The organism is Nonomuraea sediminis (assembly GCF_018531495.1).
Classification (GTDB): domain Bacteria; phylum Actinomycetota; class Actinomycetes; order Streptosporangiales; family Streptosporangiaceae; genus Nonomuraea; species Nonomuraea sediminis.
Genome location: NZ_JAHDTI010000002.1, coordinates 200,833 through 222,490, shown reverse-complemented (window position 1 = coordinate 222,490; position 21,658 = coordinate 200,833). Strand labels below are relative to the sequence as shown.

Genomic DNA, 21,658 nt, shown 5'->3' with positions numbered 1-21,658 from the left:
CCATGAAAAGGATCGTCGAACGGCTCCGCAGGCTACGCCTGTCCCGCAAGGAGAAGATCGCCGCGGGAGCCGTCATCGTCTGCGCCCTGATCTTCACGCCGTTCCTGGCCAGCGCGGAGAACCTGATACCCGGCGCGGACGTGGTTCCGCCCGCTCCTCCCTCCTCGGGCCTGAAGGCGCCCGACCGGGTGGCCCCGGTGCGGTTCTGCAAGGAGGCCGGTATGTACGTGGATGAGAAGTACCGGCTGGGGACGGGTTGCTCGCAGGCGATCACGTGCCTGATGGACCCGGCCGTCCACAAGTACCGCTGCCAGAACGCCAAGGGTGTCCCCGTCGTCCCGCCCGCCTGCCGGAACAAGGCAGACCGGGCCTACTACGTGTGCGACGACCAGAACTCGGTCTACGTGGCCACCCTGCAGCCTTACGCCGTCTACACCAACGGGCCCACGACAGGCGTGCCGGAGGTGAGACCGCAGTCCACGGCCTTCCCAGGGGTCGAGCCGCAGGCCACCCCGCTTCCCATCGTGACCAGCGCGCCCCCGCAGCTTCCCACCGTGACCAGCGCGGCCCCGCAGCCGACCGCCGTGGTCCCGGCCGGCACCGCGGACGCGATCCGCGCCGCCAGAGCGGCCAAGCTGCGGACCTGGGTCGAGCACGACCTCAGCGCCGACTACCTGACCGGCGATCCCCAGTACCGCACCGCGTTGCAGGCGCTGATCGCGGCGGCCAAGCAGCCGGGCGTCACCGGCGTGAAGTTCGCCGACTACCTCGGTTACCCGCGCGACGGCCGCACGTTCACCGGCGAGGACGACGTGAAGCAGTTCCTCACCACGACGGCCACCGCGCTCAGGACGGCCCTGCCCGGCAAGCGCCTGGCGATCGGCGTCGCGGTGCCCGAGCTCGGCTGCGGATCCAGCGCGCCCTGCGCGACCGCCATGCGCGCCAAGGCGCCGCTGGCCACCAAGAAGGCGGTCGGCGACTACCTGGCGGCCGTCACCCTGGACCGGGTCGAGCTCGCCGACGGGCTCTGGGGCCCGACCTACCGCAAGTACAAGATCACGGCTGCCGGGGCCAGCGCGGCGCAGTGGCAGGCCGTACGGGCGCTCGGCTGGGACACCTGGACGCAGGTCACCTCCCGCCAGTACGGGCTGGCGCACACCGGCGACACCTCCCAGTGGGACCAGGCCACCGCGACCGCCCAGGTCGACACGCTCGTCGGCAACGTGATCGGCAAGGGCGTGCCGTCGGTGACGCTGTGGGGGCACAAGAGCCTGGCCGGCCAGGACACCTACCGGCTGCTCGACACCGGGCTCGCGCCGAACCTGCTGTGGACCGCGCTGACCGGCAAGGGCCTGCGTGACCGGCTCGCCGTCGTCGTCGACCCCGCCAGCACCGAACGCGGGGCCGCCGCCGACATCGCGACCCTCGCCCAGGGCGTCTCCGAGATCTTCATCCTCGTCTGACGCCCATGGCAGATCCTCCCGGCCCGGGTGGCGGGCGGCGCATGCCGTACAACCCGCTGCCCGGGCGGATCGAACCGCCCGACGACGAGCCGGTCCGGCTGGTCCGTCCGCGGCACACGGAGCGCTGGTGGCTGGCCGGGGCGGCCGTGCTGGTGGTGTCGGCGCTGGTCGTCCTGGTGTGGCGGAACCAGGGGTCGCCGCCGCCCGCCCTACCGTCGCCCATCGCGTCGACCGCCCGGCTGACGCTGCACACCACCACCGGCACCGGCGCGATCTTCCAGACCCTCACGACCCGCCCGACCGGGCCCGTCAAGCCCAGCCCCACGAGAAGCCGCACCCCGGGCCCCAGGCCGACGCCGAAGCCCACCCCGCGGGCGACGGTGACCGTCACCAGCAGCGTCACCGTCACCCCCAAGCCCACCAGAACCCGTCCCAAGCCGGTGTACGGCGGGCCGAGCGAGCCACCCATCGGGCAGGCGACCTGCCTCACGTGGGGAGACTGTCACGACGACCCTCCCGGTGCGCGCGGATCTTGAACCGGTTCCCGCACAGCTGCGGCGAGCACCAGCGCCCGCGCCCCGGCCGGGAGCGGTCGTAGAAGATCCACTGGCAGTCGTCGGCCAGGCACATCCGCAGCCGCGCCCAGAGCCCGCGAGCCGACAGATCGACGGCGGTGATCAGAATCCGGGCCAGCGCGGCGTCCACCCCCGCGGCGGCGGAGACCAGCCGCGGCCCTGCCCCCACGCCGACCGTGACCAGCAGCGGGAGGTCCGCGAGCGGTGCCGGCTCCTCCGGCGGCGTCTGGCGGGTGCTGTCACGCAGGGCCGCGCGCAATCGCACGGCCCGCTCGAAGGCGTCCGGATCTTCGCCGGCGGGCAGCCCGTGCGCGTCCAGCCAGCGCGCGAGCGCCGCGGGCCCGCCCTCCCAGGCGTCGCCCGGCGTCATCCGCTTGCCGTGCACGCGGTACTCGCGCAGGTCGAGCGAGTTGACGAAGGCGTGCACCAGCGCCACGTCGGCGGGCAGCCCCGTGACCTCCGCCGGATCCGCGGGCGGGCGCACCACGCTAGGCGCCCTGGGGGAACGGGCGGGTGATGTCGCCGGAGACCTTGCGGTAGGCGTCCTTGACCCGGATGCGGTCGCCGTCGAACTCGTAGATGTCGCACCCGTGCACCTCGGCGGCGTCCGGGTAGGTGTACGACCACGTCGACACGCCCCGGTCGCCCGCGAGGAAGGTCGTGCCCGGGTTGGACCGCGCTCCCGCGTCGTAGGCCAGCATCAGCTCGAACCCGCGGCGCACCTCGTCGCGCCCGCGGAAGACGGTGCCGTGTTCGGCGCCGACGGACGCGCCGAACACGCAGTCGTCGGTCATGAACGACATGAGCCGGTCGAGGTCCTTCTCACGCCACGCCGCCCCGAACGCGGCCAGCCTGTCGGCGTCCATGCGATCACACCTTTCCGTTGAACGTCTCACGCAGGTAGGCGTCCTCGTCGGGACCGCCGGGGTTGGCGAGCACGTGGCGCAGCCAGGCCCGCCGTTCGAAATCGACCACGGCCAGCTCCCACACGCAGCCGATCGCGTCGCTCGGGTGCGGGGCGAACGCGTCGTCCGAGGTGGAGAACAGGCGCTGGTGGATCTCGTTCTCGCAGGCCCACCAGTCGACCAGGACGTAGGTCATGCCGCGGGCCTCGTGGACCACACAGAACCCCAGCCCGTGATGGTCCCGCTGCTCGAGCAGGACCCGCCCGGCAAGCTCGGCGCCCGCCTGGAGCAGGTCGGGTCGTGGCTCGGCGCCCTGCCAGGCGATGCCGTACAGCTTCACCCGCCAGCCCGGGAGCTCCCGCAGCCCGAGATAGGCGATGTTCCGTGGCCGATGCATATCTTGAAACTAGTTAACGCGTTAGAAGGTGTCAATCCCTCTCGAGGGGGAGTCGGATCGCCTCCTGGGGTGATCGCCGGGAGGCCGCCGCCGCCAAGACTGGGTTGCCATGAAGAGCAAGGTTTCGCTGGTCTCGCTCGCGGCGCTGGCGGTGGGAGCGCTGTGGCTGGCCTTCCCCGGCACCTATCCGTACGGCGCGGCCGACAAGGTGACCGTGGGCGTCACTCACTGGATCGAGCGCGACCTGGGTGCGAGCCTGATGCTGGCATCCGGCGCGCTGGGGCTGTTGTTCGGCAGGTTCCGGGCGGTCGCGGCGGTGGAGGCCGCGTTCTTCCTGTTCGTCATGTCCGACGCCGCGGTGCTGTCGTCCCTCGGGTACGGCGCGATCCCGGTCATGGCGGTGGGCGTCGTCGGGCTCGTGGTGATCGGGTGCGTCCGGCGGCATCCCGCCGGGTACGTGGCGGCCGTCCTGCTCGTGGCCGTCGCCGCCTGGCTGATCAGCTCCGACGTCATCACCACCTACCTGGGGAACCTCGGCAAGGGGCTCGGTGTGTACGGCGGGCGCGTCGGCTGGTCGTGGGCGATGGCGATCGCGGCGGGCACCTGGGGGTGGACGGCGTTCGGCGACCTGATCCGCCACGGGTCCGTCGGGCGCTGGGGCAGGCTCGTGACCGTGCTGGCCACCCTGGGCGGCGTGCCGTACGCGGTGGCCCGGCTGTCCTGGGCGACGCCGTGGCCGCTGGGCGGATACGACCCGGTGACCGAGCGCATCGTGCTGGTCATGCCCGGCGGCGACCCGGCCACCCGGCTGCAGGGGCTGCTGATCGGCGCCGGCGCGGTGATGGGGGTGGTGCTGACGTTCGGGCTGATCAGCCGCTGGGGCGAGGTCTTCCCGAGATGGATGCCGATCGTGCGCGGCAGGCCGGTCCCGGTCATGCTCGCGGTCGTCCCCGGCGCCTTCGTGTCGGCCGCTCTGTGCATCTCCGCCCCCGGCGTCCTGGCGGGCGCCGCCCAGACGAAGTACTTGCTGGACGCGTTCCTCTTCGTCCTGCTGTTCCCGTGCCCCATCTGGGGCCCGCTGCTCGGCGCCGCGGTCCTGTCCTACTGGCAACGCCGCCGATCAGCGGATCAGGCCATCACGTGAAAGCCGCGCGGTGATCGTTCGCCCAGGTGGCGAAGGTGCGGGGCGGGTGGGGGAGTGCTCGGGCGAGGTCGTCGGTGATGCGGGCGTTGCCGCCCGAGGCGATGAGGCGGGAGCCGTTCGCGGCCGTTTCCGCGAAGGCAGGGTCCATACCGGCGGCGATCAGCTGCTCGTGGTACTCCTCCGGGGAGACGTCGACCGCCGCCAGGTCGCGGCCGAGCACCTCGGCCAGGACGGCGACCTGGTCGGGGACACTGACCAGCTCGGGCCCCGTCAGGGTCAGGACGCGGGAGGCGTGGGCGTCGGAGGTGAGCGCCTGGACGGCGACCTCGGCCACGTCGCGGGGATCGACGACGCCCTGCGTACCCGTCCCCGTGCTGTTCTGGATGGCGTCGCCGCGGCGGATCGCGGGAGCCCAGCGCAGCGCGTTGGAGGCGAAGCTGGAGGGGCGCAGCACGGTCCACTCCAGCTCGCCCGACCGCACCGCCTGCTCTCCCGCCTCGTGCCACGAGACCGCGCCGATCGCCGACAGCTTGACCACCTTGCGCACGCCCGCGGCCCGGGCGGCGGCGAGCATGGCCGCGTCGTGCCGGGCGATCCGCGGGCCAGGCGCGCTCAGCAGGAAGAGCGCCTCCACGCCGCTGACCGCGTCATCGAGAGACGGCTGGTCGTCGAAGTCCCCGCGCACGACCTCCACCCCGGGCAGCGCGACGTCCTGCCGCGTCATCGCGCGCACCCGCTCGCCCCGCCCTGCCAGCAGACGGACCACTTCACCGCCGATGGTGCCCGTGGCACCGGTAACCAGGATCATGGCCGCCAGCCTGCCAGCGGGCCCACCAGCGCTTATAGGAAGTTCCGGCACGGGTAGCGTGGAGCCATGGTGGTGCCGGAGCGGTTGCGGTGGCTCGTCAGCGAGATCACGGAGGTGACGTCCGGCGGCCCGTCCCTCGTCCACCTTCCCGACCCCGACACCTGCCTGGTCTTCCGCGCGCGTACGGCAGGCCGCGGCGACCTCCTGGTGGTCGGCCCGCGCACCCACGCCACCTACCACCTCGGCAAGGACCTGCCGGTGTGCCTGCGGTTCCGGCTGCGCCCCGGGGCGGCCCGGCTGCTGTTCGGGGCCCCGGTGAGCGAGCTGGTCGACCGGATCGTCCCCATCGGCGAGCTCCTGGACGGCGACCTCGCGGCCTACCCGGGCCAGGACGTGGTGGGACGCCTGGAGCAGGCGTTGCCTGCCATGCTCGCCGCCCGCTCCACCGCCGACCTGGAGCGCGCCGGGCTCCTGCGCACCGCCGCCGGAGCGCTCGACGGGGAACGGCGTGAGGCCCTGCCCGCCCTGGCCGGCAGGCTGGCCGTCAGCGAACGCCACCTGCGCGACCTGTTCTCCGACGGCATCGGCCTGCCGCCCAAGCGCTTCCAGCGCATCGCCCGCCTGCGCAAGGTCCTCGCCCGTGGCGGCACCCGGCACTGGGCCCAGCTCGCCGTCACGGCCGGGTACTACGACCAGTCCCACATGACCGCCGAGTTCCGCACGCTGATGGGCATCACCCCCGCGGCCTACTTCGCTGGCCGCCTCCCGGCACTCCGCCCCTGCTGACCGGTACGGCAGGCCGTACCGGCGAGCTAGTCGCGGGCGCCGGCGGGCTCGGGAGCGTCGGCGGGCTGGCCGTCCTGCCAGCCGTCCGAGCAGGCCGAGTCCCAGGATGATGGCGCCGAACTCGATCAGGAAGAGCGCGGAGTGCAAAAGGTCACTCCCGCCCGAGGATCGCGGCCGCGGCGTCCACGCCCTCGCGGGTGCCGATGACGATCAGGGTGTCGCCGCCGGCGAGGCGGAAGTTGGGTGTCGGTGAGGGTATCGCCTCGGCTCTGCGCAGTACCGCGACGATCGAGGCGCCGGTATCCGTGCGCATCCTGGTGTCGCCGAGCAGGCGGCCGTTCCAGTGGGAGGTGGCAGGCAGTTCGATCCGCTCGGCGACCAGGCCCAGGTCGGTGGTGGAGAGCAGGCTCGGGCTGCGGTGCGACGGCATGAGCGCCTCGGCCAGGGACGCGGCCTCCGCCTCGGTGAGCCGCAGCGACAGCGCGCACGCGTCCGGGTCGTCGCCGGCGTAGGTGTTCAGTGTCCGCCCGGCTCCGTCGCGGTGCGCGATCACCGACACGTGCCGTTGCTCGCGCGTGGTCAGGTCGTACCGGACCCCCACTCCCGGCAGCGGCGTCGTGCTCATGCGCGCAGCAGGCACAGCGGTCGCCCCTTCCTCAGGCTCCTTTCCTTCGGCCCTATGTGCGGGCATCAGTGGCCCAGCGACTCGAGGAACCGCTTCTGATCACGCAGGTACCCGTCCACGAACAGCGACCGGGGCGCGGCGATCCCGAGCAGGGTGGAGGTGAACTCCGATTCCTCGACGTCCTTGGGCACGAGCGCGTGGGTGGCCTCCGGATAGCGCCTGACCTGCAGTTGCCCCGGGATTCGCAGCTGCCTGCGGTATCCGGCCTCGGTGTCGGCGACGTCGACGTTGATGTCGCGGCCTCCCACGACGAGGAGCACCGGCACCTTGACCGCGGCCAGGTCCGCGGAGGCGTCGGAGGTGTAGTTCTTGACGACGAACTCCCACCGGTCGCGTGAGAGATCGCTCACATCGCCGCCCCCGGCCTTGTACTGGTCGTAGGTCTGGCCGCTCCTGAGCGCGCGCCGCATGGCGTCGCTTCTGGCGACCGCGGCCGCGATCTCGTCCTTCGAGGCGTGCCTGGCGCCGAGTTCGGCGAGCAGGTTGTAGCGGCCCTGCTGGAGCCAGTTGATCGCGGTTCCCACGGCGATGACGAAGCGCGCGTCGGGCGTCTGCCTGGCGACCTTGGGCATGACCCAGCCGGCCTGGCTGGCGCCCCACAGTCCGATCCGGTCGCGGTCGATGCCGGGCCGCGTCCTGGCCCAGTTGATCGCCGCGATCGTCTCGTCGGCGCGGTCCTGCATGCTCTGGTGCAGCCAGTTGCCCGGCGCGCCGTTGACGCCCGGCTTGTCCCACGACAGCGACGCGTAGCCCGCCTGGGCCATCGACTCCCAGATCGGCCGGTAGAAGGTGTCGTGGGTGGCGTCGATCGGCCCGTCGCCGTGCACGAACACCACCAGCCCGTACGGCCCGCGTCCCCGCTTCGGCCAGGCCAGCACGCCGTGCAGCGGCTGGGCGCCACCGGTGATCGTGACCTTCTCTTCCCTGATGTCGTACTCGTTCTGGTAGATGACCCAGCCCGTGGCGGCCACGAGCAGCAGCACCACTGTCATCAGCGAGACCTTGATCCATGTACGCACAACGATAAATCTTACGTCATGGAAACGATCGTTTTGATTTTGAGCGTTTATTGCTTTCCGGACTGTGGTCCGTATAATCGGACTCCGGTCCGTTTCTAAGGAGCATGCACATGATGAAGAAGGTCTTCCTGGCTTTGGCGGCCGCGACTCTGGCGGCCATCGCGACGGGGTCGGCTTCGGCTTCGGCCGCCGGCCAGGACCCGGTCACCTACCACAGCGACCACGAGAAGGGTTCCCCGTGCGAGGGGCTGGCGGGCTGCACCTACGTCCAGCTCAAGGGCGACCCGAAGAAGGGCCCGTCCGAGGCCATGTTCACCCTCAAGGCGGGCACGCCGTTCTCACCGCACTGGCACACCAGCCCCGAGCACGTGGTCGGCGTCAAGGGCACGATGCTCTGGCACGTCCAGGGACACAAGAAGACCTACCAGGTCGGCGCGGGCGACTACCTGTACTACCCGGGCAAGGCCGTCCACTGGGGCCGCTGCGCCCCCGGCGCCGACTGCGTCTACTACGTCTCCGACGACCTGCCCTACGACTTCCACGCGGCCTAGCCGGTCTCCCGTACGAGGTCGAGGAAGCGGGTGGTCATCGGGTGGGCGCGGCCGGGATTCCACACCACGGCCACCTGCCACTCGGCCGCCGGATGGTCGATCGGGGTGACGACGACCGGGTGCGGCGCCACACGGGCCGCACCCGCTGGCACGAACGCCGCCCCGACCCCGGCGGCCACCAGCGCGAGCACCGTCAGCAGATCCTGTGACTCCTGGACGACCCGCGGCCGGATGTCCAGCGCCTCGCACAGCCGGTCGATCTGCCCGACCAGCCCAGGGCCTCTGTCCCGCCGTAGCTGGACGAGGTCCCCCGGGGCGGAAAGATCGACGTCCGAGGTCGTGGCCAGGGCCAGGCGGTCGGTGCCCAACGCCAGCGACCCCCAGGCATCGCCCGGCGGCGGGCGCATGAAGCCCACGTCGAGCTCGCCGGTCGCCAGCCGGTCGAGCTGCTCCCTGGAGGACATGTCGTCCAGCACGAGCTGCGCCTCCGGGTACCGCCGCCTGAACGCCGCCACCAGGCGCGGCGCCCGCTCGATGCTGGACAACCCGAACCCGATCGAGAGCCTGCCCACCTCGCCACGCGCCATCCTGGCCATCCGGAGATCGAGCGCGTCGGACCGCCGCACCAGGTCCTGCGCCTCCGGCACCAGGCTCGACCCCAGCTCGGTCAGCGTCGCGCCGTGCCGGCCACGGCGGAAGAGCCGCCCGCCGACCCTGGCCTCGAGCGACTGGATCTGCTTGGTGAGCGTCGGCTGCGTCACCAGCAGTTCCCGCGCGGCACGCCCGTAGTTGCGGTGCTCGGCCACCGCCAGGAACGCGCGCAGCAGCCCGATATCCATTCCACGAATCTATCGGACACCCAAAAAGATTCATTGGACGAATGGCTCATTGCGGGGTTCTCCTGGTCCGAGACCGGCAACGAGAAAGGTGTCCCCGTGGACCAGCTGCGATGCGCGACGGTGCAGTTCGAGCACCGCCCCGATGACAAGGCCTACAACCTGGCCCAGGTGGAGAAGTACGTCGCCCAGGCCTCCTCCGTCCAGCTGATCGCCTTTCCTGAGATGTGCCTGCTGGGCTACTGGCACCTGCGCAGGCACACCGCCGACCGCCTGCGCGAGCTCGCCGAGCCGCTCGACGGACCGTCCATCACCGCCGTCCGCGACCTGGCCATCAGGTACGGCAGGGCCGTGGGAGCCGGCTTCCTGGAGATCGACGCGGACGGCAGGCTGTTCAACAGCTACGCCGTATGCATGCCCGACGGAGCCGTGCACCGCCACCGCAAGCTGCACGCCTTCGAGCACGAGGCGATCAGCAGCGGCGACGCCTACACCGTCTTCGACACCCCGTGGGGCGTGCGCGCCGGCATCCTCATCTGCTGGGACAACAACCTCGTCGAGAACGTCCGCGCCACCGCGCTGCTCGGCGCCTCCATCCTGATCGCCCCGCACCAGACGGGCGGCACCGCCTCACGCAGCCCGTACGGCATGCGTCCCATCCCCGCCCACCTCTGGCACGACAGGCACCAGAACCCGGCTGCCATCGAGGCCGAACTGCGCGGCCCGAACGGACGCGAGTGGCTCATGCGCTGGCTCCCGTCCCGCGCCCACGACAACGGCCTGTTCATTCTCTTCAGCAACGGAGTAGGCCAGGACGACGACGAGATCCGCACCGGCAACGCCATGATCATCGACCCCTACGGCCGGATCATCGAGGAGACCTGGGCCGCCGCCGACACCATGATCGTCGCCGACCTGGACCTCACCCTCCTGCCCCTCTCGACCGGCCGCCGCTGGCTCCAGGGCCGCCGCCCCGACCTCTACACCATCCTCACCCACCGCTTCGGCGACGAACGCGACCCCCGCACGGCCCGCTTCCTCCCCACCCCCGTCCCCCTCCACCGCACCTCCCACGTACAGGGTCCCGAGGCGCAGGACCCCGAGTAGCGCTCCCTGGCAAGGGATCGACTTGAAGTTCGTTCCACGAACGAATATGGTTCGTGGAACGAACTTCAAGAGGGGCGTGTCATGAGAGTTGTGATCATTGGTGGTGGGTACGGCGGGGCCAGCGCGGCCAAGGCCTTGGATCGTGAGACGGACGTCGTGCTCGTCGAGCCCAAGGACGCCTTCGTCCAGAACGCCGTGTCGCTGCGGGCCCTGGTGCGGCCGGACTGGGCGGACAACCTGTTCTACCCGTATGACCGGTTGATGGAGCGCGGCCGGGTGATCAGGGAGCGGGCCGCCTCGGTCGACCCCAAGGGTGTGGTGCTTGCCTCGGGGGCCCGCGTGGAGGCCGACTTCCTGGTGCTCGCCACCGGCTCCGGCTACCCGTTTCCGTTCAAGTTCGACACCGACTCCTCAGGGCACGCCCGGCAGCGGCTGCTCGAGCTGAACGCCGACCTCGCGGCGGCCGGCCGGGTGCTGATCGCCGGGGCGGGCCCCGTCGGGCTCGAGCTGGCCGGCGAGATCAAGGCGGTCTGGCCGGACAAGCACGTCGTCATCGTCGACCCGCAGCCGGAGCTGCTGCCGGGCTTCGCCGCCGAGCTGCGCCAGGACCTGCACGGCCAGCTCGACACGCTCGGCGTGGAGCTGCGGCTGGGCACCTCGTACGGCACGCCGCCCGTGGAGCCGGGCGTCGCCGCGCCGTTCACCGTCGGACCCGTCTCCGCCGACATCTGGTTCCGCGCCCACGGCGTCCGCGTCGAGACCGGCTACCTGGGCGACGAGCTGGCCACCGTACGGACGCCGCAGGGGCACCTCAAGGTGACCGAGCACCTCAACGTGGAAGGCCACGAGCACGTCTACGCCATCGGCGACATCGCCGACCTCGCGGAGGCCAAGATGGCCGGCAACGCGATGCGGCACGCCGAGGTCGTGGCGGAGAACATCCTGGCCCAGGTGCGCGGGGAGCGGCCGGGCACGACCTACCGGCCCTCCGAGGTGCCGTTCGTGCTGCTGCCGCTCGGCCCGAGCGGCGGCGTCGGGCAGCTGCCCTCGCCCGACGGGCCGATCGTGCTGCCGGCGCGCGAGGTCGCGGACTACAAGGGGGCGGACCTGTTCACCGGCCGCTTCTCCGCGCTGTTCGGCCTGGAGCGGGAAGTGGCGGCGTGAGCCGTCACCGAGCCGGGTCGAGGAAGACCGTGGGCACGTGGTTGTCGTGCACCACGCGGGCCAGCAGCTCGGCCAGCGTCGCGCGTTCCGCGCCGTCCAGCCCGGCGGGGAGCAGGTCGATGCGCCGGCAGGTCTCGGTGTAGAACGCCTCGGCCAGCTCGGCACCCTGCTCGGTGAGCCCGACCCGGACCGCGCGGCGATCCCTGGGGTCGGGCTCGCGCCGGACCAGGCCGCGCTGGGCGGTGCGGTCGACCAGCTCGGTGAGGCTGGACTTGGCCAGTCCCAGCACCGCGCCGAGCTCGCTCATCCCGTACGACTGCGCCATCAGCACGCACAGCAGCTGCCCCTGCTGCGGCGTCAGCCCGTACTCCCGGGCCGACTCCGTGTACACGGAGTTGATCAGGAACGACGACCGCACCAGCGCGGTCACGACCCCCATGCTCTCCTCGGCCTTGCTCATCCCCTCACCCTACCGTATAGTTCGCCCGCCGAACTAACCGCTTTGGGAGTGAATGGTCTAGTATCAGTCCTTAAATGCGGCGGCGAGTGATCGGAATGCGATGTTCGACGAACTCAATCCCGATGTCCTGCGGCGGCGGCCCGGAGTCAAGTGGTCGGCTGTCGCCCCCGGTGTCCTGCCGGCCTGGATCGCGGACATGGACTTCCCCGTCCCCCAGGCGGTGCGCGACGTGCTGGCCGGCACCGACGACCTGGGCTATCCCGCCTGGGACGACCAGCCGTGGCTGAACCCGCTCAGGGACGCCTTCGCCGAGCGGATGAAGCGCCGCTACGACGCCACGTTCGATCCGGCGCACGTCCGCCTGTTCACCGAGCTGATCCAGTCGCTGCAGGTCACCCTGCACGTGGCCACCAAACCCGGCGACGCCGTGGCCATGCACACCCCGGCCTACTCGCCCTTCCTGCAGACGCTGCAGGACATGGGGCGGCGCCTGGTCCCCATCCCGATGCTCGACGACGGTGACGGCTGGGGGTTCGACCCCGAGCGGCTGGCCGCCGACGTGGCACGGCACGGCTGCCGGGCGCTCATCCTGGTCAACCCGCACAACCCCACCGGGCGGGTGTTCGGCAGGGACGAGCTGGCGGTCATCGCCGAGATCGCCGAACGCCACGACCTGCTCGTCATCTCCGACGAGATCCACTCCGACCTCACCTACGACCCGCACCGGCACATCCCCTTCGCCTCGCTGGGTCCCGAGGCGGCCGGCCGTACCGTGACGATGACGTCGGCGAGCAAGGCGTTCAACCTGGCGGGGCTGCGCTGCTCGGTCGCCCACCTCGGGGACGCGCGCGTCCGCGACGCGCTGGCCGCGCAGCCGCCGCTGCTGTTCGGCGAGGTCAGCTCGCTGAGCGTGCTCGCCACGCTGGCCGCGTGGCGCGACGGCGACGACTGGCTCGCCGAGGTCCGCGCCACCCTGGACGGGAACCGGCACCTGATCGCCGAATCCCTGCCCGCCGGGGTGCGCTTCCACCTGCCGGAGGCCACCTACCTGGCCTGGCTGGACTTCCGCGGCCTGGACCTCGGTCCGGACCCGGCCGCGCACCTCCTCGAGCGCGCGAACGTCAAACTCAGCAGCGGGCCCTCCTTCGGCCCGGGCGGAGAGGGCTATGCCCGCCTCAACTTCGCTACTTCGGGTCCGATCCTTCAGGAGATGCTCCACCGGCTACGGCAAGCCATCGCGTGAACGCCTCCCGCACGTCGCCGGAGGAGCAGGCCAGCGCGCCGGGGTCGGGGTCGGCGGGTGTGACGTGCGGGAAGTGGATGACGACGTCGAAGGCCTCCAGCGGGTTCTGGTCGACGTAGAGCTCGCCGGCGCCGCCCCGCTGCCTGGTGACGGCGCGGACGGCCGCGGCGTCGGCGGGTGACAGGCGGCGCAGGTCCAGGGCGAACAGGCCGTCGTGCCTGGCGGCCATGAAAGCGTCGAAGCTGCCGGGCTCGGGCTCCTGGGTGGGGGCGAAGAGGGTGCCGGTGTAGAAGTCGGGGTTGGCGTTGAGGATCTGGCCCGTACCGGTGGTCGTGCCGATGACCAGGTAGTCGTCGCCCAGGCGGTCGGCCAGGTGAGCGCCGAGCATCGTCACGGGGGACGTCCCTGGCATGGCGAGGGGCGTGCGCTGGACGTGGCCGTTGTGGGCGCCGAGCACGATCCGGCCTTCCCTGCGCAGGATCCACTCCATCGTGTCCGCCATGGCGGCGTCGCGGATGAGCATCATCGACTCGCGGTCGCCGTCGGGCAGTCGCCGGCAGAACGCGTCCAGGTCGACCGTGACGCGCATCGTTCGCAGCGCCCGCTCGTAGGCCTCGGCGCCGGTGCGCCGGACATAGGCCAGGCGGTGGCCGGTCAGGCGGGCGGACAGGTCGGCCAGGCCCGCCGTCAGCGCGTCCCTGGCCTCGGGGGCGAGCTTGCCGTACCCCTCCATGGCCGTGGCGACCGAGAACGCGGACGGCGCGGCGGTGGACGAGGCCGTCTCCCTGATGGCCGGGTCGGGCTGGAAATCGGGGTCGGCTTCGGCCAGGTAGGCGAGCACGGCGTCCAGTCCCGGCAGCATCGACACCATCGAGCCCGGCAGGTCGACCCCGTAGAAGCCGAGATCGCCGCGCTCCCGCATCCACCGCAGCTGGTCGCCGGTCTGCGTCCACAGGCCCATCAGCGACGTCGTGCCCTCGGCCAGCACCTGGCCGAGCTCGCCGGCGCCGCCCCTGACCCAGGCGTCGACCTGCCAGGCCTCGGGGAATCCGGTCTCCATCGCGTAGGCGCCGAAGCCGTGCCGCTCCACCAGGTAGCGCAGCAGGCGGTGGCGCAGCTGCAGGTACTCGCGGTTGTAGTGCGCGCTCTCGCCGATCGCCACCACGCGGGCGTCGCCGATCGCCTCGTCCAGCCACGCCAGGTCGTCCAGTGGCGCGGCCGGATCCAGCGTGTCCAGGGGGAAGATCATGTCGCTCTCCAATCGTGTATTCCCAACTTTGGGAATGGTACCAAATATGGGATCGTAGGGAAGTGGACACTCTCGACCTGCTCCTGCACCCGGTGCGGCTGCGCATCGTGCACGCCCTGTCCGGCGGCGTGACCCGCACGACGTCCGAGCTGTGCGAGCGCCTGCCCGACGTCCCCAAGACCACCGTGTACCGGCACGTCGGCACGCTCGTGGAGGCGGACGTGCTGGAGGTGGCCGACGAGCAGCGCGTGCACGGGGCCGTCGAACGCCACTACCGGCTGCGCGGCGATCGCGCGAAGATCGACAACGAGGCCGCCGCGTCGATGTCCCAGGACGACCACCGCCGCGGCTTCGCCGCCGCCATGGCCGGCCTGCTCGCCGAGTTCAACGCCTACCTCGACACCGAGGGGGCCGACCCGGTCGCCGACAAGGTGGGCTACCGGCAGGGCGTCGTCTGGCTCAGCCCCGAGGAGGTCGACGAGATGGTCGCCGAGATGGGCGCCCTGTTGGCCGAGAAATGGCGCAACGAGCCCGCTCCTGGCCGCAGGCCCCACCTGATGAGCGCGATTTTCTTCCCCACGCTGTCGAATTCGTGAGGTCTCGCTCGCCGTACCTGGTGAGAGAGAGGAGACCACACCATGCGCAAGCTTCTGGTGACCATGTTCGTATCCCTGGACGGCGTCATGCAGGCGCCCGGAGGGCCGGACGAGGACCGCGAGGGCGGGTTCGAGCACGGCGGCTGGGCTGTGCCGTACTTCGACGAGGACCTCATCCAGCGGATGGCCAAGCTGACCGCGCGCGCCGACGCGCTGCTGCTGGGGCGGAAGACCTACGAGAGCTTCGCCGCCACCTGGCCGCTGGCCGGGGCCGACGACCCTATCGGGGCGAAGATCAACGCCGTGCCCAAGTACGTCGCCTCGCGCACCCTCGGCGACCTGACCTGGCAGAACTCGGCGCTGCTGACCGGCGACCTGGCCGAGGCGGTGCGCGGCCTGGACGGTGAGATCCAGGTGCACGGCAGCGGCGACCTGGTCCAGACCCTGATCAGGCGCGACCTGGTCGACGAGTTCCACCTGCTGGTGTTCCCCGTGCTCCTCGGCGCGGGCAAGCGGCTGTTCGGCGACGAGACGATTCCCGCCGGGCTGCGGTTGGCGGAGTCGTCCGTGGCGGGTACGGGTGTGGTCGTCAGCTCGTACGTACGCGCAGGCGGACTCACGTACGGGGCGATGGGGCCGGAAACCGGCAACTGGTGACAGGGGGCGAAGGATGCCGCAGTACGCGATCCTGATCTACGAGAAGGAGCTTCCCGGGGGCGTGGCCGACATCCCGCCCGAGGTCATGGAGGCCAACCTGCGCGCGGGGGAGAAGATCGCCGAGATGGGCGTGCAGGTGGTGCACGAGCACGCCATGCGGCCCAGCGCGAGCGCCAGGACGATCCGCAAGGGCGGCATGGTCACCGACGGCCCGTTCCTGGAGAGCAAGGAGGTCATCGCCGGGTTCTTCGTGGTCGAGGCCGCCGACCTGGACCAGGCGCTCGCCGTCGGCAGGCTGCTGCCGATCATGGACGGCGCCGTCGAGGTGTGGCCGCTGCTCGCGCCGTGACCTCTGTTCGCGACGCGCTCGCCGAGGCGCACCGGCGCGAGTGGGCGGGCGTGCTCGCCGCGACGGTACGGCTCACGCGCGACCTCGACCTGGCCGAGGAGTGCGTCCAGGACGCCTACGCCGCCGCGCTGGAGGACTGGACGCGCGGCGGCGTCCCCGCCAGGCCCGGCGCGTGGCTGACCACGGCGGCCCGGCACAACGCCCTGGACGCGCTGCGCAGGACCAGGACGCTGCGGTCCAAGCTGCATCTGCTGGTCGAGACCCCCGCGGAGCCGGTGATGTACGACGATCGGCTGCGGCTGGTGTTCCTCTGCTGCCATCCCGCGCTGGCTCCCGAGGCCCAGGTCGCGCTCACTCTCCGGCTGGTGTGTGGGGTGGCCACGGCCGACGTCGCCAAGGCGTTCCTGGTCGCCGAGCCGACCATGGCGGCCAGGATCACCCGGGCCAAGAAGAAGATCGCCGAGGCCCGCATCCCCTTCCGCATGCCCGCTCCCGACGAGCTGCCGGACCGGCTCGACGCCGTGCTCACCGTGATCCACCTGCTGTTCACCATCGGCCACACCGCTCCATCGGGCCCTGAGCTGACCCGAGCCGACCTCGTGGCGCACGCGCTCGACCTGGCCCGCATGCTCCACTCGCTGCTGCCCGGAGATCCCGAGGTGAGCGGGCTGCTCGCGCTCCTGCTGGCCAACCATGCCCGCCGCGCCACCCGCACCGCGCCCGACGGGCGCCTGCTGCTGCTGGAGGAGCAGGACCGCTCGGCCTGGGACCGGTCCTTGATCGCCGAGGCGGACGCGCTGGTCGTGGCCGCGCTCCGGGCCGATGACTACGGGCGGTTCGCCCTGCAGGCCGCCATCGCCACGCTCCACGCCACCGCCCCGACCTACCAGGACACCGACTGGGCGCAGGTCCTGTTCCTCTACGACCAACTGCTGGCCGCCTGGCCCTCGCCGGTCGTCGCGCTCAACCGCGCGGTGGCGCTGACCATGGTCGCGGGCCCCGCGGCCGCGCTGGCGGAGGTCGAGACGCTCGAACGGGATGTACGGCTGGCCGGCTACCGGTACGTGCCCGCGATCAAGGCCGACCTCCTGCGCCGCCTCGGTCGCTCGGCGGAGGCCGCCGCGGAGTACGGGAAGGCGATCGCGCTGGCGGACAACGAGGCCGAGCGCGCGTTCCTGGCATCGCGGTTAGAGGCCGATTGAGTAGGGGGATACTCATGCCCTGGCCAGGCGACGCATCTAGTGTCCGGGCTGATGCCAGGAGGCGAGATGCGGGCCACGAGCGTGATCGTGTTGCTGGCCGCGATGGTGATCGGGTTGTCGGCGCCCGCATGGGCCTCGCCGACGCCCGCGCCGTCGTGCCCGACGCTGGAGGAGTGGCGGAGCACCACCCACGACGGCAACGCAGGGGGACCCGTCCCCGACGTCATGGGCATGACCCGTGACGCCGCGGTCGCCGCGCTGGCGCAGGCCGGTTTCGACACCGAGTGGCGGCCTTCCGAGGCCGGCAGCGACTGGAAGGTGAACGACCAGACCCCGACCAGCGAGGAACAGGCCGACTGCGGCTCCACCGTGACCATCGACCTGGAGGCGTCGACCGTGACGGTCCCCGACGTCGTGGGCCAGTCGCAGGACCAGGCCGAGCAGACGATCCGCGACGCCGGGCTCGAGCCGTCCGTGGCCTCGGGCGAGGCGGCCGATCCCCACGTGGTGGACTCCCAGGACCCCGCCGCCGGCACCAAGGTCGCCCCCGGAAGCACGGTCACGCTCCACCTGCGCGCCCCGAGCCCCACCGGCGTCACGGTCCCCGACCTCAGCGGGCTCAGCGAGAGCGACGCACGCCGGAAGCTCGAGGACCTGGGCCTCACGCTCGTCGTCGGCAGCGGCTCGTCGGGCAGCGTCAGCGATCAGGACCCGTCGCCCGGCACCGTCGTCGACCGTGGCAGCTCGGTCAGCGTCACGCTCACCCCGGGCTCCGAGTCCTCGCCTTCGCCCTCGCCCTCGCCCACGCCTTCCTCGGACTCGTCCATCCCCGAGATCACCCCCTCCGAGACCGGCTCGTCGACCTCCTTGCCGGCGCCATGGCTCCTGCTCTTGCTCCTGCTGCTGGGCTTGGTCGTGGTCGTCTGGGGGCTGCGCCGTGCCCGCCGTCCGGCTCGGCGTACCGCTCCGGCCTCCGTGGTGTTCGTGCCCCGCGCCGACCCCGCGCCGCGCGTGGAGGTCCGCGAACTCTCGCTCAGCATCGACTTCGTCTGTCACCACGACCAGGGCCGCCAGGAGATCAGGGAGATCGTACGGTGACCGTAACCTTCACCACCTACCCGAGCACGGCCGACCTGCTGCTGAACGCCGAGCCAAGGCAGGTGGCCGACGAACTGGCGCGGGCCGTGGACACCCGCCGCGTCGTCGAAGAGCTCACCCGCCAGGTCCAGGCGCCGCCCGGCGAGCTGGTCCGCAAGGCGGCCGAGGCGAGCGGCGAACTGCTGCAGGGCATCGACCTGGGGTCGGTCCTGCTCAACGGCTGGTCCAAGTACCGCGCCCTGCGCGCCGCCGCCCGCAGGACGCTCGACCACCCCGGCACCGGCCAGGTGGTCCCGCTGCTTGAACACGAGATCGTCTCCCACCACGAGCCCTGGGTGGAGGTCCAGGTCAACGGCCAACCGGTCGCCCGCCTGGCGTTGGGCGTGGACCTGAAGCTGAAACTGGCCCTGGTCCAGGCCAGCATCCGCGCCGGCCGCCTCATGCGCCTGACGGCCGGCACCTGCACCGCCACCATCAGCTGCTCCATGCAGGGCATCGAACTGGCCAGCAGAGACCTGGTAGAAGTCCACCTCCCCCTCAACCAAGACCTAGGCGAGGGCATCCCCTTGCTCCAAGCCGCCAGATCCCCCCACTGATCTTGTCCTAAGGAGCCTCGGGTGCCGGGGTTCCGTCTTCATGACACCTCGATGGCTGCGCCGGGGCAGACTGTGGCGGCTTCGCGGACCGCGGTGTGCAGGGGTTCGGCGGGGGTGGCGTTCAGGAGCAGGACGATGCCGTCGTCGTCGCGTTGGTCGAAGACCTCGGGGGCGATGAGGACGCACTGGCCCGCGCCGCAGCATTTCTCCTGGTCGACGGTGATCTTCATGGGCGGCTCCTTTCTCACCAGCGGACGGGGATCTCGCGCAGGCCGCCTACGACCAGGCCGTCCACCCGCTGCAGTTCGTCGGCGGGGACGGCCAGGTCGAGGGTGGGGAGCCTGCGGAGCAGGACCTCCAGGACGACCTGCAGTTCCGTGCGGGCCAGCGCCTGGCCCAGGCAGGAGTGTGCCCCGGAACCGAAGGCCAGGTGCGGGTTGGGGGAGCGGCTCAGGTTCATCTCGGCGGCGCCGTCGAAGGCGCTGGCGTCCCTGTTGGCCGCGGCCATGTTGCAGATCACGGTGGTGCCGCCCGGCAGGGTGGTCCCGGCGATCTCGATGTCCTCGCCGATGTAGCGCGGCAGGCCGAAGCCGGAGTTGGCGTCGAAGCGCAGCGACTCCTCCACCGCGGTACGCACCAGCGAAGGGTCGGCCAGCAACCGCTCCCACCGGGCGCGGTCGGCCAGCAGCATCGAGACCATCTTGCCGATCATGTTGGCGGTGGTCTCGTGCCCGGCCACCAGCAGGCCCATCCCGGTGGCCAGCAGCTCTGCGTCCGTCAGGTCGCCGTCCTTGATCAGCTCGCTGAGCAGGTCCTCGCCCGGGTTCGCGCGCATGGCGGCCACGTGATCGGCCATGTACGCCACGAACTCCGCCTGGGCGGCCTCCACCTCGGCCTGGCCGTACCTGGTGAGGTTGAGCAGCGCGTCGGACCAGTAGGCGAACCTGTCGCGGTCGGCGGCGGGCACGCCGAGCAGGTCGCAGATCACGTACACCGGCAGCGGGAAGCCCAGGCAGGCCTTGAGGTCGGCCGGCCGGCCGCGCTTGATCATGTCGTCGACGAGCTGGTCGGCCATCCGCTCCATCGCGGGCCGGAGCGCGGACATGCGCTTGGCGGTGAACCACCTGCCGACCTGGCGCCGCCACCGCTGGTGCTCCTCGCCGCCGTCGGGGATCACCTTCGACATCTCGTTGTTGAACACCCCGCCCGAGTCGGTGTCGGACAGGCGGGCCGCGTCGTCCGCGTCGAGCCGCCGGGTGAAGCGCGGGTCGGCCAGCACCCGCTTGACGTCGTCGTAGCGGGTCAGCAGCGACGCCTCGTCGCCGCTGGGCAGCCTGACCTTGGCCACCGGGCACTCCTGGCGCAGCCTCGCCCACTCGGCGGGCGGGTCCAGCGCCGCGTCGCCGGGGATCGGGTAGTCAACGCTCATCCTCAATCTCCTCGTGCGGATCCAGCCAGAGTTCGCCTACATGTGTAGCTTAACCTACACATGTAGGGAACCGTACAATGGGAGATGTGACCAGCGGAGACCCGCGCGTACGGCGCACCCAGGAGACCCTGCAGCGTGCGCTGATCGAGCTCGTCGAGGACCAGGAGCTGTCCCGCATCAGCGTCGCCGACGTCGTCGAGCGGGCCGGGGTGAGCCGTTCCACGTTCTACGACCACTACCGCGACGTGCACGAACTGGCCGAGGTCGCGTGCACCGCGATGATCGACGCCCTGATCGACTCCATGCCCAGGCCGAGCGGCGATGCCGCGCACTCGCTGCGCGCCTTCTTCGCCCACCTCGCCGAGCACGCGGGCCTCTACCGCAGCCTGCTGGGGCCGCAGGGCAGCGCGCGCGTCATCGACCACGTACGGCGGCGCGCCATGTTGGGCAGCTATCGCGGGGCCCGCGGCATCACCGACCCGTCCGAGGACGTCCCGCACGACGTGCCGGCCGCCTTCACCGCGGGGGCGCTCATCGGGGTGGCGACCGACTGGCTGCAGCGTGGCTGCCCGCGCTCGCCCGCCGAGATGGCGGCCCTGACCTGGCCGCTCCTGGCGGCCCTGTACCCGGACGGGGCCCGCCCGGCGTCCCTCCATTCCTAGCAGCCAGTACCTATTAGTAGGTACAGTCCGGGTATGGCTACTCGGGACACACTCATCGAGGCGACGTCCGAGCTGCTGTGGGAGCGGGGATACTCCGGCACCAGCCCGGCGATGATCCAGAAACGCGCCCACGCCGGCCAGGGCAGCATGTACCACCACTTCTCCGGCAAGGCCGACCTGGCCACCGCGGCCATGGCGCACTCCGCCGACCTGCTCTGCCAGACGGCCGAGGCCACGCTGAGCACGGGCGGCACGGCGATCGAGCGCGTGATCGCCTACCTGGACATGGAGCGCGACCCCATGGCCGGATGCCGGATCGGTCGCCTGGTCCAGGACGCCGACATCGTCGACGACGACACGCTGCGCCGGCCCGCGGCCGAGTTCTTCGCCTGGCTGGTCGAGCGCATCACCCAGGTGTTCGCCGAGGGCCTCGACCGTGGCGAGCTGCGTCCCGACGTCGACCCGCGGGCGGCCGCGTCGCTGGTGGTCGCCTCGGTCCAGGGCGCCTACGTCCTCGCCCGCGCCCTGGGAGACCCCGCCGGCTTCGAGGCCGCGATGCAGGCCGCCAAACAGGCGGTCCGCGCCTTGGCCATCCGATGAATCATCGGGATAAGGGATACCTCGTCGCCTGTTGACCTTCTTCTGCGCACTAATCATCCTATGTGTGGGGGGACGTG

Annotated in this window: 27 protein-coding genes; 16 read left to right on the top strand and 11 right to left on the bottom strand. The window is 71.4% G+C overall.

Annotation, left to right across the window (positions count from 1 at the left end; translation table 11 throughout):
• The first annotated feature begins 2 nt into the window (after nucleotides 1–2).
• Together KIK09_RS09180 and KIK09_RS09175 are read left to right on the top strand one after the other, a co-directional pair.
• Nucleotides 3–1,463 (top strand): hypothetical protein, encoded by a 1,461-nt coding sequence (locus KIK09_RS09180; RefSeq protein WP_214318298.1) that lies wholly within the window; start codon nucleotides 3–5, stop codon nucleotides 1,461–1,463.
• 5 nt (nucleotides 1,464–1,468) lie between these two features.
• Nucleotides 1,469–1,999, top strand: coding sequence for a hypothetical protein (locus tag KIK09_RS09175; RefSeq protein WP_214318297.1), 531 nt, complete (start codon nucleotides 1,469–1,471; stop codon nucleotides 1,997–1,999).
• On the opposite strand, the gene KIK09_RS09170 is transcribed toward KIK09_RS09175, so the two are convergent.
• From KIK09_RS09170 to KIK09_RS09160, 3 genes are read right to left on the bottom strand one after another with little or no spacing between them, the layout of a single operon-like run.
• Complete coding sequence (locus tag KIK09_RS09170) at nucleotides 1,950–2,525, bottom strand: CGNR zinc finger domain-containing protein (protein WP_214318296.1); 576 nt, start codon at nucleotides 2,523–2,525, stop codon at nucleotides 1,950–1,952. The two genes, KIK09_RS09175 and KIK09_RS09170, sit on opposite strands and share 50 nt — an antisense overlap.
• Nucleotide 2,526: 1 nt before the next feature.
• The gene (locus KIK09_RS09165; protein ID WP_214318295.1) at nucleotides 2,527–2,904 is read right to left on the bottom strand and encodes a nuclear transport factor 2 family protein; all 378 of its coding nucleotides are present in this window, start codon (nucleotides 2,902–2,904) and stop codon (nucleotides 2,527–2,529) included.
• 4 nt (nucleotides 2,905–2,908) lie between these two features.
• Nucleotides 2,909–3,340 (bottom strand): hypothetical protein, encoded by a 432-nt coding sequence (locus KIK09_RS09160; RefSeq protein WP_214318294.1) that lies wholly within the window; start codon nucleotides 3,338–3,340, stop codon nucleotides 2,909–2,911.
• A gap of 109 nt (nucleotides 3,341–3,449) precedes the next feature.
• On the opposite strand from KIK09_RS09160, the gene KIK09_RS09155 reads away from it, so the two are divergent.
• On the top strand, nucleotides 3,450–4,484 hold the full coding sequence (locus KIK09_RS09155; RefSeq protein WP_214318293.1) for a hypothetical protein: 1,035 nt from the start codon (nucleotides 3,450–3,452) through the stop codon (nucleotides 4,482–4,484).
• Here KIK09_RS09155 and KIK09_RS09150 read toward each other — a convergent pair.
• Nucleotides 4,477–5,292 (bottom strand): NAD(P)H-binding protein, encoded by an 816-nt coding sequence (locus tag KIK09_RS09150; protein ID WP_214318292.1) that lies wholly within the window; start codon nucleotides 5,290–5,292, stop codon nucleotides 4,477–4,479. The two genes, KIK09_RS09155 and KIK09_RS09150, sit on opposite strands and share 8 nt — an antisense overlap.
• A 66-nt stretch (nucleotides 5,293–5,358) precedes the next feature.
• Between KIK09_RS09150 and KIK09_RS09145 the strand changes: the two genes are divergently transcribed.
• The gene (locus KIK09_RS09145) at nucleotides 5,359–6,078 is read left to right on the top strand and encodes a helix-turn-helix domain-containing protein (RefSeq protein ID WP_214318291.1); all 720 of its coding nucleotides are present in this window, start codon (nucleotides 5,359–5,361) and stop codon (nucleotides 6,076–6,078) included.
• A gap of 151 nt (nucleotides 6,079–6,229) precedes the next feature.
• Here the strand turns inward: KIK09_RS09145 and KIK09_RS09140 are convergent, their stop codons facing one another.
• Together KIK09_RS09140 and KIK09_RS09135 are read right to left on the bottom strand one after the other, a co-directional pair.
• Nucleotides 6,230–6,703, bottom strand: coding sequence for a cation:proton antiporter regulatory subunit (locus KIK09_RS09140; RefSeq protein ID WP_214318290.1), 474 nt, complete (start codon nucleotides 6,701–6,703; stop codon nucleotides 6,230–6,232).
• A 65-nt stretch (nucleotides 6,704–6,768) separates the two neighbouring features.
• Complete coding sequence (locus KIK09_RS09135; RefSeq protein WP_308163993.1) at nucleotides 6,769–7,782, bottom strand: alpha/beta hydrolase family protein; 1,014 nt, start codon at nucleotides 7,780–7,782, stop codon at nucleotides 6,769–6,771.
• A gap of 110 nt (nucleotides 7,783–7,892) precedes the next feature.
• On the opposite strand from KIK09_RS09135, the gene KIK09_RS09130 reads away from it, so the two are divergent.
• The gene (locus tag KIK09_RS09130) at nucleotides 7,893–8,333 is read left to right on the top strand and encodes a cupin domain-containing protein (RefSeq protein WP_214318289.1); all 441 of its coding nucleotides are present in this window, start codon (nucleotides 7,893–7,895) and stop codon (nucleotides 8,331–8,333) included.
• Here the strand turns inward: KIK09_RS09130 and KIK09_RS09125 are convergent.
• The gene (locus KIK09_RS09125) at nucleotides 8,330–9,172 is read right to left on the bottom strand and encodes a LysR family transcriptional regulator (RefSeq protein ID WP_214318288.1); all 843 of its coding nucleotides are present in this window, start codon (nucleotides 9,170–9,172) and stop codon (nucleotides 8,330–8,332) included. The genes KIK09_RS09130 and KIK09_RS09125 overlap by 4 nt on opposite strands.
• Before the next feature lie 96 nt (nucleotides 9,173–9,268).
• Here KIK09_RS09125 and KIK09_RS09120 point away from each other — a divergent pair, with 96 nt between their 5' ends.
• Together KIK09_RS09120 and KIK09_RS09115 are read left to right on the top strand one after the other, a co-directional pair.
• Nucleotides 9,269–10,276, top strand: coding sequence for a nitrilase family protein (locus KIK09_RS09120; RefSeq protein WP_214318287.1), 1,008 nt, complete (start codon nucleotides 9,269–9,271; stop codon nucleotides 10,274–10,276).
• A gap of 81 nt (nucleotides 10,277–10,357) precedes the next feature.
• Nucleotides 10,358–11,440, top strand: coding sequence for an FAD-dependent oxidoreductase (locus tag KIK09_RS09115; protein ID WP_214318286.1), 1,083 nt, complete (start codon nucleotides 10,358–10,360; stop codon nucleotides 11,438–11,440).
• 4 nt (nucleotides 11,441–11,444) lie between these two features.
• Here KIK09_RS09115 and KIK09_RS09110 read toward each other — a convergent pair whose 3' ends face one another.
• Nucleotides 11,445–11,900 (bottom strand): MarR family winged helix-turn-helix transcriptional regulator, encoded by a 456-nt coding sequence (locus KIK09_RS09110; protein WP_214318285.1) that lies wholly within the window; start codon nucleotides 11,898–11,900, stop codon nucleotides 11,445–11,447.
• 100 nt (nucleotides 11,901–12,000) lie between these two features.
• On the opposite strand from KIK09_RS09110, the gene KIK09_RS09105 reads away from it, so the two are divergent.
• Nucleotides 12,001–13,143: a MalY/PatB family protein gene (locus KIK09_RS09105; RefSeq protein WP_214318284.1), complete on the top strand. Its 1,143-nt coding sequence runs from the start codon at nucleotides 12,001–12,003 to the stop codon at nucleotides 13,141–13,143.
• Here the strand turns inward: KIK09_RS09105 and KIK09_RS09100 are convergent.
• A complete protein-coding gene (locus KIK09_RS09100) occupies nucleotides 13,085–14,392 on the bottom strand; it encodes an erythromycin esterase family protein (RefSeq protein ID WP_214318283.1) in 1,308 nt (435 codons plus the stop codon). The genes KIK09_RS09105 and KIK09_RS09100 overlap by 59 nt on opposite strands.
• A 62-nt stretch (nucleotides 14,393–14,454) precedes the next feature.
• On the opposite strand from KIK09_RS09100, the gene KIK09_RS09095 reads away from it, so the two are divergent.
• The 6 genes from KIK09_RS09095 (at nucleotide 14,455) to KIK09_RS09070 (ending at nucleotide 18,890) form a co-directional block, all read left to right on the top strand.
• A complete protein-coding gene (locus KIK09_RS09095) occupies nucleotides 14,455–14,988 on the top strand; it encodes a helix-turn-helix domain-containing protein (RefSeq protein WP_308163992.1) in 534 nt (177 codons plus the stop codon).
• Between the two features lie 42 nt (nucleotides 14,989–15,030).
• Nucleotides 15,031–15,645 (top strand): dihydrofolate reductase family protein, encoded by a 615-nt coding sequence (locus tag KIK09_RS09090; protein ID WP_214318282.1) that lies wholly within the window; start codon nucleotides 15,031–15,033, stop codon nucleotides 15,643–15,645.
• Nucleotides 15,646–15,658: 13 nt separating this feature from the next.
• The gene (locus KIK09_RS09085; protein WP_214318281.1) at nucleotides 15,659–15,994 is read left to right on the top strand and encodes a YciI family protein; all 336 of its coding nucleotides are present in this window, start codon (nucleotides 15,659–15,661) and stop codon (nucleotides 15,992–15,994) included.
• Entirely contained in the window at nucleotides 15,991–17,196 is a 1,206-nt protein-coding gene (locus tag KIK09_RS09080) for an RNA polymerase sigma factor (RefSeq protein ID WP_214318280.1), read from the top strand. Before KIK09_RS09085 ends, KIK09_RS09080 begins: the two co-directional genes overlap by 4 nt.
• 66 nt (nucleotides 17,197–17,262) lie before the next feature.
• Nucleotides 17,263–18,294 (top strand): PASTA domain-containing protein, encoded by a 1,032-nt coding sequence (locus KIK09_RS09075; protein WP_214318279.1) that lies wholly within the window; start codon nucleotides 17,263–17,265, stop codon nucleotides 18,292–18,294.
• Nucleotides 18,291–18,890 carry a hypothetical protein gene (locus KIK09_RS09070; protein WP_214318278.1) on the top strand — a complete coding sequence of 200 codons (600 nt, stop codon included), beginning with the start codon at nucleotides 18,291–18,293 and terminating at the stop codon, nucleotides 18,888–18,890. The genes KIK09_RS09075 and KIK09_RS09070 overlap by 4 nt, the downstream gene beginning before the upstream one ends.
• A gap of 38 nt (nucleotides 18,891–18,928) precedes the next feature.
• Here KIK09_RS09070 and KIK09_RS09065 read toward each other — a convergent pair whose 3' ends face one another.
• On the bottom strand, nucleotides 18,929–19,120 hold the full coding sequence (locus KIK09_RS09065) for a ferredoxin (RefSeq protein ID WP_214318277.1): 192 nt from the start codon (nucleotides 19,118–19,120) through the stop codon (nucleotides 18,929–18,931).
• Between the two features lie 14 nt (nucleotides 19,121–19,134).
• The gene (locus KIK09_RS09060) at nucleotides 19,135–20,319 is read right to left on the bottom strand and encodes a cytochrome P450 (protein WP_214318276.1); all 1,185 of its coding nucleotides are present in this window, start codon (nucleotides 20,317–20,319) and stop codon (nucleotides 19,135–19,137) included.
• Between the two features lie 86 nt (nucleotides 20,320–20,405).
• Here KIK09_RS09060 and KIK09_RS09055 point away from each other — a divergent pair, with 86 nt between their 5' ends.
• Both KIK09_RS09055 and KIK09_RS09050 read left to right on the top strand, forming a co-directional pair.
• On the top strand, nucleotides 20,406–20,981 hold the full coding sequence (locus KIK09_RS09055) for a TetR/AcrR family transcriptional regulator (RefSeq protein ID WP_308163991.1): 576 nt from the start codon (nucleotides 20,406–20,408) through the stop codon (nucleotides 20,979–20,981).
• 33 nt (nucleotides 20,982–21,014) lie between these two features.
• A complete protein-coding gene (locus tag KIK09_RS09050; protein WP_214318274.1) occupies nucleotides 21,015–21,581 on the top strand; it encodes a TetR family transcriptional regulator C-terminal domain-containing protein in 567 nt (188 codons plus the stop codon).
• Nucleotides 21,582–21,658: the final 77 nt, after the last annotated feature.